This is a genomic window from Mycobacterium sp. 1165178.9 (assembly GCF_001673555.1).
Classification (GTDB): domain Bacteria; phylum Actinomycetota; class Actinomycetes; order Mycobacteriales; family Mycobacteriaceae; genus Mycobacterium.
Window position 1 is genome coordinate 1 of record NZ_LZMB01000398.1, and the last position, 10,277, is coordinate 10,277.

Sequence of the window (10,277 nt, forward strand, 5' to 3'; positions counted from 1 at the left end):
GAACTCTCGCAGCTCGAGATCGGCCGGTGGGTGCACATCGGCGACAAGAACACCATCCGCGCGCATGAGGGCTCGCTGCGGTTCGGCGACAAGGTGGTGCTGGGTCGCGACAACGTCATCAATGCCTACCTCGACATCGAACTCGGTGACTCGGTGTTGATGGCCGACTGGTGCTACGTCTGCGATTTCGACCACCGCATGGACAACATCGACATGCCGATCAAGGACCAGGGCATCGTCAAGTCCCCGGTCCGGATCGGTCCGGACACCTGGGTGGGCGTGAAGGTATCGGTGCTGCGCGGCACGTCCGTCGGACGGGGTTGCGTGCTGGGGTCTCACGCGGTGGTCCGCGGGGTGATCCCGGACTACTCCATCGCGGTCGGCGCGCCGGCCAAGGTGGTCAAGAACCGCCAGCTCGCCTGGGAGAGTTCGGCCGCCCAACGCGCCGAACTCGCCGCCGCGCTGGCCGACATCGAACGCAAAAAGGCCGCCCGCTAACCGGCGGCTTGCGGCTGCGCGTCGACCTTGAAGTGGAAGTTGACGTCGCCGGCGTCGACGTCCGTCACGGTCACCAGCACACCGTACTTGTCATTGCCGTCCGTGAGCTGACACCGTAACGTCGCGCCCGCAACGCCTTTCAGGTTGTCGGGGCAGGTCACCGCATCCGGCTTTCTGCCCACCTGCTGGCCCACCTGGGTGCTGATCGCGTTGGCGACCTGGTTCTTGTCGACCGTTTCCACCATGTCGAACTTGACGTCGTTCCCATCGACGCTGGTCACCGTGACGTTGACGTTGAAGGGCCGGTCTTTGACCTTCATGTCGCAGTTGATCTGGGCCCCGACCTTCCCGGGCAGGTCGTTCGGACAGTTCACCGACTCGGGCTTGTTGCCGGCCGCGTCGGTCATTTTCGCGGTGATCTGGCCGGCGACATCGCTCTTGCTCACCGAGCGCGACGTCCCGACGGAACACGAACAGGCGCCGATGCTCGCGATGAGACCGGCCGCCGCGCCCGAAATGAGCAGCGTCCGGATGGTGAAGTTGGTCATTGTCGCCTCCCGACTGACGGTGAATTGGCTGATCCTGACACGGCCGATCGGCTCGCGGGCGACGATTCAGCAAACGTCGGGCGGTTGACCTGGCCGTTGCTGCGTTCCCGGCCACAAAAGGCCACTTGGGTCCCATCAGTAACGTCACCGCACCACATACCGCTTTTCGAATCCGCTAGCGCGGGCGCTAGCGAATCCGAGAAGGCGCACATCAGTTCGCGGAGATGGCGCTGACGCCGGCGAATGGCAGTCAGATGCTTTGGTAGCGCCGCAGCGCTTCGGTGCGCTCGGCGGCGTGGTCGACGATGGGCGCCGGGTAGCCGTCCGGCCGCTCACCCTTGCGCAGATGCACGTCGTCCGCGGAGCGCAGTTCGGTTACCCAGCGCCGGATGTAATCGCCCGAAGGGTCGAACTTCTCGCCCTGCGTGATCGGGTTGAATATCCGGAAGTAGGGCGCGGCATCGGTACCGCAGCCCGCGCACCACTGCCAGCCGTGCTGGTTGTTCGCCATGTCGCCGTCCACCAACTGGTCCAGGAACCATTCGGCGCCCCATTGCCACGGCAGATGCAGGTCCTTGACCAGAAACGATGCCACGATCATCCGCACCCGGTTGTGCATGAAGCCGGTGTCACGAAGCTGGCGCATCCCGGCGTCGACGAAGGGAAAACCCGTCTCGCCCGCTTTCCACGCCTCGAAGCGGCGTTTGGCCTCGGCGCCCGTGTCGGTCTGGATGCCGTCGAAATCGCTGTTCCAGTTGCGCCAGGCGCTGGCCGGCCAGTGGTGCAGCACATCGGCGTAGAAGTCGCGAAAGGCCAACTCCCGCAGAAAGGTTTGTGCCGCGTTGCCGCGCCGGTCCAGGTCGGCGACCAGGGTGCGCGGATGAACGGCGCCGAACTTCAGGTGCGCCGACATGCGGCTGGTTCCGGTCAGGTCCGGCCTGTTGCGGTCCTTGGCATAGCTCTGTAACCCGTTGTCGACGAACGACTTCCACTGTTTGCGCGCCGCAGCCTCGCCGGCGGCCACCTCGAGGGTTACCCCGGGATCGGGGATCTGGCATTTCTCGATCCGCAGCTGCGCCGGATCCAGCCAGCGCGCGGAGCTCGCGTTCGATTTCGCCGGTTCGCGCCAGCCGGTCTTCTGCCACTGACGCAGAAACGGGGTGAACACTTTGTAGGGCGTGCCGTCCGGCTTGGTGACGCGGCCCGGCGAGACCAGATACGGCGACCCCGTCGCCACCAGCGGCACCGAATCCAGCGCGGCGCGCACCCGCTCGTCACGGCGCTTGCCGAACGGTGCGAAGTCTTCGGAGATGTGCACCGAAGACGCGCCGATCTCCTCGGCTATGCGCGGGATCTGCGTGTGCGGCTGCCCGCGGACGATCAGCAGCCGGCCGTCGAGGTCCTCGCGCAGCCGGCGCAGCGAGTCACCCAGGTACTGCAGCCGCCGTTGTCCCGACGACTTTTCCAGGCGCGGATCGAGCACAAAGCAGGCGAGCACCTCACCGTTCTCTGCCGCGGCGACGAGCGCGGGATGATCACGTAACCGCAGATCGCGGCGAAACCACAATAATGCCGGCATGATTTAGCGGTTGAGTCGCCAGATGTGCGTGGACAGGATGGTCGCGAAACCACACCACAGCGGGTAGGGCAGCAACGCCAGCCCGCCGCGCGGTGTGGCTTGGGCCGTGCGCCTGACCAGATCGGCGCTGCTGGCGGTCAGCGCCGCCGCACCGACGGCGGACGCGCCGAGTCTGTGGAACCCAAAGAACAGCCAACTCCATCCGGTGTTGAGGAGCAGGTTCACCGCCAGCGCCGCGGTGTAGTCGCGTGCCTTGTCATGCCGCCCGATCGTGCGAAACCGGTCGATGGTCACCGCCGACGTGGCCGCGATGTCGCCGTAGAGCGCGGTCCACACGGTGGGGAAGGCCGCACGGGGCGGCTGGTAGGAGGGCTTGCGCAGCCGCGAATACCACTGGGGAAGGGCGTTGTTGCTCGCGATGCTTCCGCTGCCGGCGGCTGCGGCGACGGCCAGGCCGGTCGCAGCCAGTATCGACCTGTTCACAGTGTGCTCTTTTCTGGTTGTTTCCGGTTAGCTTGTCGCTCAACTGGTTCGGCGGCCGGGCTGGCCGGCCACCAGACCCGGTCGCCGATGAGGGCGAACAGGGCCGGGATGACCAGCGTGCGCACCACGAACGTGTCGAGCAGGATTCCCAGGCTCACGACGATCCCCAATTGGGTCAGGACGATCAGTGGCAACACCGCGAGGACGCAGAACACCGCGGCCAAAACGATTCCGGCGCTGGTGATTACGCCGCCGGTAGCCGACACCGCGCGAACCATCCCGGTGCTGGCGTCGTTCCGCGCGGCTTCCTCGCGAGCCCGGATGACCAGGAAAATCGTGTAGTCCACGCCGAGGGCCGCCAGGAACAGGAAGGCGAACAACGGGGTGGTGTTGTCCAGTGCCGGGAAGCCGAAGACGTGCAGGCTCGCCCAGCCGCCCAGGCCCAGCGCGGCCAGCGCGCCCAGAATCGTGGCGGCCAGCAGCGTCGGTGGCGCGAGCGCCGACCGCAGCAGCACGTACAGGACGATGAGGATGACGGCCAGGATCGCCGGGATCAGCAGCACCCGGTCATGGGTGGCCGCGTCACGAATGTCGAGGGCTTGTGCGTCGGCGCCGCCCACCAGTGCGTGGGGGTCGGCGGCCCGTGTCGAATCTCGCAGCGCGGCAACGATGCTGAATGCCCGCTTCGACGATGGCGGTGCATCGATCACCACCGACCACTTCGTCAGGCCGGATGCAGATCGTCCGGTTTCGGTCACCGACACGACACCGCGGGTGGATGTGATCGCCTGCCGCACCGGTGCGGCACGATCGGTAGCGCTGACGACCAGTGTCGGGTTCGCCAGGCCGGCCGGAAAATGTTCGGCCACAACGTTGTAACCGGCTACCGAGTCCGCACGTATCCGGAACTGCTCGGTCTGTGACAAAGCGACCCGAGTTCCCAGCAAGCCGGTACCGAGGCCCGCCAGCACCGCTATCGCGATAGCCGCGACCAGTGCGGGTCGCCCGCCCACCCATTCCGCGACACGTTGCCAGCCGCCGGAATCGAGGGTTTCGTCGGCGCCGGCGTGCGGGATGAACGGCCAAAACAAACGCCGGCCGCACAGGGCCAGCAGCGGGGGCAGGATCGCCAGCACCGAAATCGCGGCAACCATCAGGCCGCACGCCGCCAGCGCCCCCAGGCTGCGGGTGCTCGGCGTGGACGCGAACAGCAGGGTGAGCAGCGCCAGCACCACGGTGGCGTTGCTGGCGACGATGGCCGGCCCAGCCCTGCGCACGGCCCGGCGCAACGCCGCGCGATGCCCGGTATGGCGTCGGAGCTCTTGGCGATATCGAGAAATCAGCAACAGCGCGTAGTTGGTGCCGGCACCGAAAACCAGCACGCTGGTGATTCCGGAAGTGGCGCCGTCGAAGCTCAACCCGGACAACGACGCCACCGCGGTGCCGACCGCCGCGGCCACCCGGTCGGCGAATCCGACCGCGAGCAGCGGTACCAGCCACAGCACCGGCGAGCGGTAGGTGGCGATCAGCAGCAGCGCCACCACCGATGTCGTCACCGCGAGCAAGGTGATGTTTGCGCCTGCGAAGGCGCTGGCGACGTCGGCGCCGAACGCCGGGCCGCCCGTCACGTGGGCCTGCAGGTCCGCGGGCAGACGCTCGGCCGCGGCCGTGCGCAGCGCGGCGACGGCGTCGCCCAGGGCAAGCCCGGACAAGTCAGCGCTGATCGGCACGACCCCTACGGCCGCCTTTCCGTCCCGCGACCGCATGACAGGCGCGGCCGCCGCGGTCGCTCCGGGCCTAGCCGCCTGCGCCCGAGCCAGCGCGGCCTGGGCGGCGGCGATATCGGACGGGCCGAGCACCCCACCGTCGGTGCGGCTGACCACAACGATCAGCGGGGCTTTGTCACCCCCCGGAAACTGCTTGGCCAGGGCATCGACCTGTGCCGATTGTGCATCGACTGGAACCGATTGCGGCGATTGGCCTGCGGCGGCATTGCCGCCGACGAGAACCATTAATGCGACACCCAGCAGGGCCGTGACCAGCGCGAGCAGCCATGAACGCCGGCCCGTCACGGCGGCGGCCACGGAATCCCACATCACAAACTCAACTCTTTCAGTATGTTAAACATTAATCAAATGAAATGACGCATTGACACGCGGCGACCCCGGCGGTTCATAACAGGGAGCACTATGGACATTATGAATGCGGCGCGGGAGCAGTGGTGGATACGAGCGGGTAGCTGCGGTGACAGCTGACCGGGGGGAGATGAAGAGCCGCAAGCGGCGGCACATCGACGTCTGCCTGAACGAGCCGGTCGGCTACGAGGGCGTCACGACGGGGCTGGATCGCTACGAATTGCCCTATAACGCGCTGACTCAAACAAGTCTGCGCGACATCGACTTGTCCACCAGCTTTTTCGGCGTCAACCTGCGGTCTCCGATACTCATCGGTGCGATGACCGGGGGCGCCGAGCTGTCCCGAACGATCAACCGCAATCTGGCCACGGCCGCCCAACAGCTGGGCCTGGGCATGATGTTGGGTTCGCAGCGGATCATGCTGGACAGTGCGCTGGGGGAACGCGCCGCGGAGAGCTTCACGGTGCGCGACGTGGCCCCGGATGTTCTGCTGTTCGGCAATATCGGCCTGGCTCAACTGACGGCGGCCGCGGTGCCGGATCTGGCAAAGGCACTCGATCGGGTGGGCGCCGATGCGCTTGCCGTGCATACCAATCCACTGCAGGAAGCGGTGCAGCACAAGGGCGACACGGATTTCTCCGGGTCGCTGAACAGGCTGCGCGAGGCGGCCGACACCATTGACCGTCCCGTGCTGCTCAAGGAGGTCGGGCACGGGATCGGTGGTGCCGCGGCCGCGGAGCTCATCGGCACTGAAGGCGAATTGCCGGTCGCCGGAATCGACGTCGCGGGTGCCGGTGGCACGTCGTGGTCGCGCGTCGAGCAGTTTGTGCGATACGGCGAACTGCGCTATCCGGACCTCGCTGATTGGGGTATCCCTACCGCGCGCGCGATCGTGGAGGTGCGAGATGTTCTGCCGGCGATCCCATTGGTGGCGTCCGGTGGCATACGTACCGGTATGGATGCGGCCAAGGCGATCGCCCTGGGTGCCGATGTGGTGGCGGTGGCGCGGCCGCTGCTGGCCGCCGCGATCGAATCGACTGCGGCCGTGGTCGATTGGCTGCAGCCGTTCATCGACGAGTTTCGAATCTGCCTGCACGGCTGTGGCGCCGCAAAGCTGGCGGACCTGCGCGACGTCGGCCTCATCGGCGACCACTAGGTACACGCGACGTGGCTGTGATCTTGGCGTACGGGTCGCCTGCCTTAGGGCATCTGCTGCCGACCGCGGCGCTGCTGGCCGAGCTGGTCCGGCGCGGCCATGACGTTCATCTGCGCACCATGTCGGCCGGCGTCTCGACGATGCGGTCGGCCGGCGTGCACGCCGAGCCGGTTGACCCGGCCATCGAAGCGATTGCCGGCAACGACTGGGAGGCCCGAAACGCTCTGGGAGTGCTGAAATTATCGATCGACGTGCTGTGCCGGCGAGCGGTGCTGGAGGTCGACGACTTCCGGCGCGCGGTGAACGCGATCCGACCGGATGCGGTCATCGTGGATGCGAACTGCTGGGGGGCCTTGTCGGCCGCGGACGCCGGCAACATTCCGTGGCTGCTCTTTTCACCGTTCACCCCGTACCTGCGCTCCCGTGGGGTGCCACCATTCGGTCCCGGATTGCGTCCGTTACCCGGCATTGCCGGCGACATCCGTGACGCCGGGGTGCGGCGAATCGTAAGGCATGTTTTCGACCGGCCAATGTTGCCCCACATCAACGCCATTCGTGCTGAGCTGGGAGTGTCGCCGGTGACGTCGGTTGACGGCTTCATCCGGCGCGCCCCACTGGTGTTAGCCGTCGGCGGGGAGCCGTTCGAATACCCGCATCCCGGGTGGGCCGGCCTGGTGCACCACATCGGCGCCTGCGCGTTCGAGCCAACATCGACGGCAACACCGGAGTGGATCGACGCCATCGATCGTCCGATGGTGCTGGTGAACACCTCCTCGCTGAGGCAGGCCGACGACGTCCTGGGGCGAATCGCCCTGCGCGCGCTGGCCAACGAGGACGTTCATCTGGTCGCGACATTTCCGGCCGGTATACCCGCCGATCTGCCGCGGCCGGCGAACGCCACCGTGTGCCGATTCGTACCGCACGCGGCCATCCTCGACAAGGCCAGTTGCGCGATCACCCACGGCGGGATGGGCACGACGCTGAAGGCCCTCGATCGCGGCGTACCGGTCTGCGTCGTGCCCTTCGCTCGCGACCAGGCCGAGGTCGCGCGGCGAGTGGAGGTTGCCCGGTGCGGTACTCGCCTTGCCGCCAAGAGGCTCACCGCGGAGCGGCTGCGGGCAAAGGTCGGCGCGGCAATGACGATGATCGACGGGGCGCGCCGGGTGGCCGCCGGATTCGCCGCAACGGGAGGTGTTGCCCGCGGTGCCGACCTGATCGAGCGGCGGCTACTGGGCCGCGTTGCCGAGAGGCCGATTCACTGACCGCCGCGTTTCGCCGGACTGCGACGGCCTTTCGCCGTCGCGCGCTTCGGCTCGGCGGCCGACGCCTTCGGACTTGTTGCGGCGAGTCGGGATTCGAAGCCGGCCATCGCCTCGATCATCGACGTGAACACCCGATGCGCGGCCGCCAGGTCGCGATCGGGAAGGTCGGCCAGCGCAGTATGTAGTTCGGCGCCAAGGGGAGTGAAAAACGACCGGGCCAGGGCCATTCCCGGTTTTTCATAGCGCAGCAGTGTCTTGCGCCGGTCCTTGGGATCGGGCTCGCGCCGGACGTGGCCGGCGTCGATCATGCGATCGACGAGATAGGTGATGGCGGCCGGTGACACGTCCATGCGCCGTCGCAGCTGCGCCGCCGTCAATGGCTCGCCGGCGGTTTCGGCAACCATGATGTGCAGCAACGCGTGGAAGTCGGTGCCGCTGACATCGTTTTGGCGGGCGAAGTGCCGGCCAATGCGGTCGGACTGCGCAGTGATCGCGCGCATGTCGGCCGACATCAATTTCTCGAGTTCGGCCCGGTCTAATCGCCGGTCAGCGGCGGCGCGCTTGGTCACTTACCCGCATCCTTCTTGAAAGATACGCTGCCGGCGTATCGGCGACCGCTAATCGCGGCCGGCGAAACGCTCGGGCGTTGCTCCTTTGTAGCCCATTTCGGGGCACACGCTGAGAACAAACACGCCCGCAGGTGCGCGGTGCGATCGATGGCTCCTCAGCCTACGGCACCGCGGCGGGCTCAGCCGCGGCGAGCAGGAACTGTCACAACTTTGCGGGGTCGTGGCCCCAGTTCATCAGGGAGTATCGCCACGGCCTCTCGTCGATCTTGCCGTGCGGACGTTGCGCCAGGTGGCGTTTGGCGTAGCCGACCACCTTTCGCATGTGGGCATAGTCGGCGTCGGTGAGGTCGGCGCGCTTTGCCTTGAGAATCTCGACGATGTGCCGGCCACTGGCGTGGCCGGTGGACTCGTCAGCGCCCTGCTTTTGCCCAACGCTCTTAGATTCCTCGGTGTCGAGCCACTTTTCCAGTTCGCGTGCGGTCATATTGACGGTGTCCTGGAAGCGTTCCCAGGTGGTTTCTTGGTCGTCGGTGACGCTGAGTACTCAATCCTGTTGACGCGCATCACTTTGCGCGACGTAGCGCGTCCGGCTTATGCACCGCGTCCGCTCCCGTCTTGTCGCTGCGCACCCTGTACTGCGGCTCGTCCTTGGACGCCCGCACCGTGCGTCCGGCGGCTTCCGTGTCGGAAGTGATTTTGCCCTCGACCGTGCCCCGGACGGTGGTGCCGTGGCTTTGCCACTCCACCTTGTCACCCTTGTTGAATTCGTTGTTGCTCATGCGGATTCACCTTTCGCCGATTCATCATCTGCAGGAGATGCGGTGTGGGCCGGCTTGCCCACGGTGCGCCGTCGCTCCTTCAACGCCATCTCGTGGGCGTGGCGGCGACCGTCGGTGAGTCGGGTTCGCACGAGCCGTTCGGCATCTTTGAAACAGCGGTAGTAGCCGTCGTCATACTCCTCGACGACTTGGAAGCTCCAGCGGCCCGGCAGGACATTGCGCCCCATCAGCTCGCAGCTGATGTATCGCGCCAGCTCGGCTTGGCCGAGTTCCTTCAGCCGCGCCACCGCCTCGTCGAGTTGCAGGTCGGCGCGGCCGGTGAGCTGATGGAAGGAATACAGATGCCCGCGGGCGCGCTCGATCGTTTCCAGCGCCTCGGTCACTCGCCCTACCGCCTGCGCGACGCCGTCGATGTCGGTGCTGGCCCCGTCGCTCATCACGTTCCTCCCCCGCGTTGGCCTAGGCATTCCCGCCGCAGAACAGGCCGAACCGTCGAAACCGAGATTAAGTGGTTAATTCACTGAACAGTTAAGAACCTGGAGATTCCTGCGGTGAGCGTCATCGCGGTTTGAACGGGTGCGCCTCGGGTATCTGGTCTGACAATGACCTTGATTGATACGTCGCGGCGCCTGGGACGTGCGGAGCGTAAAGTGCTCCGCCTACAACGGCGTTTGTGGTTTGCGCAGCTGGCCATGTGGCCCACCGTGATCGTCCTGGCGGTCCTGCTTGTGGGTGGCGTGCTGTGGGTGGTGCGGCGGAGGTCACCCGGCAGTCGGCATGCCGCGCTGCCCGCAGCAAATGGTCCGGCGGGCGAGTACTCCCCATGAGAGGGCGGCGCTGGCGAATGCGAGCGCCTGCGCGACGCCAACACGGCCCGGCGGCACGAAATATCCCGTCACGTAACGGTCGATAAATCCCGACGCTGGCAGCGGATCCATGTTCGCGCGACGGCGGGCCCACGATTCGAGCGAAGTCAAAGGACACTCGAGTCTGAGCATTACGACACCGATACCCCAAGCCACTGCCGGTACGTGCACGAGCATGGTTCGAGGCCAGCGCAACGCTAGGAGACCCCCGCACGGTGCAAGGATATTGAAACGTTCGCAATCAGGCATGGCCAGCCGTGACGAACCGGTACGTCGCCGTCGTCGCGGTGACGGTCGGTGCACACCTGGCGTACCTGCTGTACGTACCGTGCGGGGGTCTCCTAGCGTTGCGCTGGCCTCGAACCATGCTCGTGCACGTACCGGCAGTGGCTTGGGGTATCG

12 protein-coding genes and 1 pseudogene are annotated in these 10,277 nt (G+C 66.4%); 4 read left to right on the forward strand and 9 right to left on the reverse strand.

What is annotated here, in order from left to right; translation table 11 throughout:
- Positions 1-498: acyltransferase (locus tag A5652_RS17320; protein WP_067353924.1), on the forward strand; the 498-nt coding region annotated here is incomplete at its 5' end.
- On the opposite strand, the gene A5652_RS17325 is transcribed toward A5652_RS17320, so the two are convergent.
- The 4 genes from A5652_RS17325 to A5652_RS17340 form a co-directional block, all read right to left on the reverse strand.
- Positions 495-1,046, reverse strand: coding sequence for a DUF4333 domain-containing protein (locus A5652_RS17325; protein ID WP_067353928.1), 552 nt, complete (start codon positions 1,044-1,046; stop codon positions 495-497). The genes A5652_RS17320 and A5652_RS17325 overlap by 4 nt on opposite strands.
- Before the next feature lie 250 nt (positions 1,047-1,296).
- Positions 1,297-2,625 carry a deoxyribodipyrimidine photo-lyase gene (locus A5652_RS17330; RefSeq protein WP_067353932.1) on the reverse strand — a complete coding sequence of 443 codons (1,329 nt, stop codon included), beginning with the start codon at positions 2,623-2,625 and terminating at the stop codon, positions 1,297-1,299.
- Between the two features lie 3 nt (positions 2,626-2,628).
- Positions 2,629-3,108, reverse strand: a complete 480-nt coding sequence (locus A5652_RS17335) for a TspO/MBR family protein (RefSeq protein WP_067353936.1) — start codon at positions 3,106-3,108, stop codon at positions 2,629-2,631.
- Complete coding sequence (locus A5652_RS17340; RefSeq protein WP_082983968.1) at positions 3,105-5,204, reverse strand: MMPL family transporter; 2,100 nt, start codon at positions 5,202-5,204, stop codon at positions 3,105-3,107. Before A5652_RS17340 ends, A5652_RS17335 begins: the two co-directional genes overlap by 4 nt.
- Positions 5,205-5,373: 169 nt before the next feature.
- On the opposite strand from A5652_RS17340, the gene fni reads away from it, so the two are divergent.
- Both fni and A5652_RS17350 read left to right on the forward strand, forming a co-directional pair.
- Positions 5,374-6,399 carry a type 2 isopentenyl-diphosphate Delta-isomerase gene (gene fni / locus A5652_RS17345; protein WP_197513989.1) on the forward strand — a complete coding sequence of 342 codons (1,026 nt, stop codon included), beginning with the start codon at positions 5,374-5,376 and terminating at the stop codon, positions 6,397-6,399.
- An 11-nt stretch (positions 6,400-6,410) separates the two neighbouring features.
- A complete protein-coding gene (locus A5652_RS17350) occupies positions 6,411-7,661 on the forward strand; it encodes a glycosyltransferase (protein WP_067353949.1) in 1,251 nt (416 codons plus the stop codon).
- Here A5652_RS17350 and A5652_RS17355 read toward each other — a convergent pair.
- The 5 genes and pseudogenes from A5652_RS17355 to A5652_RS26975 form a co-directional block, all read right to left on the reverse strand.
- A complete protein-coding gene (locus tag A5652_RS17355) occupies positions 7,655-8,230 on the reverse strand; it encodes a MarR family winged helix-turn-helix transcriptional regulator (RefSeq protein ID WP_067353952.1) in 576 nt (191 codons plus the stop codon). The genes A5652_RS17350 and A5652_RS17355 overlap by 7 nt on opposite strands.
- 202 nt (positions 8,231-8,432) lie before the next feature.
- A pseudogene (locus A5652_RS17360) lies at positions 8,433-8,720 on the reverse strand (DUF3140 domain-containing protein); the annotation flags it as partial.
- Positions 8,721-8,793: 73 nt separating this feature from the next.
- Positions 8,794-9,009, reverse strand: a complete 216-nt coding sequence (locus A5652_RS17365; RefSeq protein WP_067353958.1) for a DUF2945 domain-containing protein — start codon at positions 9,007-9,009, stop codon at positions 8,794-8,796.
- Positions 9,006-9,446 carry a hypothetical protein gene (locus A5652_RS17370; RefSeq protein WP_067353962.1) on the reverse strand — a complete coding sequence of 147 codons (441 nt, stop codon included), beginning with the start codon at positions 9,444-9,446 and terminating at the stop codon, positions 9,006-9,008. The genes A5652_RS17365 and A5652_RS17370 overlap by 4 nt, the downstream gene beginning before the upstream one ends.
- Positions 9,447-9,770: 324 nt before the next feature.
- A complete protein-coding gene (locus A5652_RS26975) occupies positions 9,771-10,124 on the reverse strand; it encodes a DUF2784 domain-containing protein (RefSeq protein ID WP_082983970.1) in 354 nt (117 codons plus the stop codon).
- A 38-nt stretch (positions 10,125-10,162) separates the two neighbouring features.
- Here A5652_RS26975 and A5652_RS27710 point away from each other — a divergent pair.
- Positions 10,163-10,277: DUF2784 family protein (locus A5652_RS27710; RefSeq protein ID WP_156745398.1), on the forward strand; the 115-nt coding region annotated here is incomplete at its 3' end.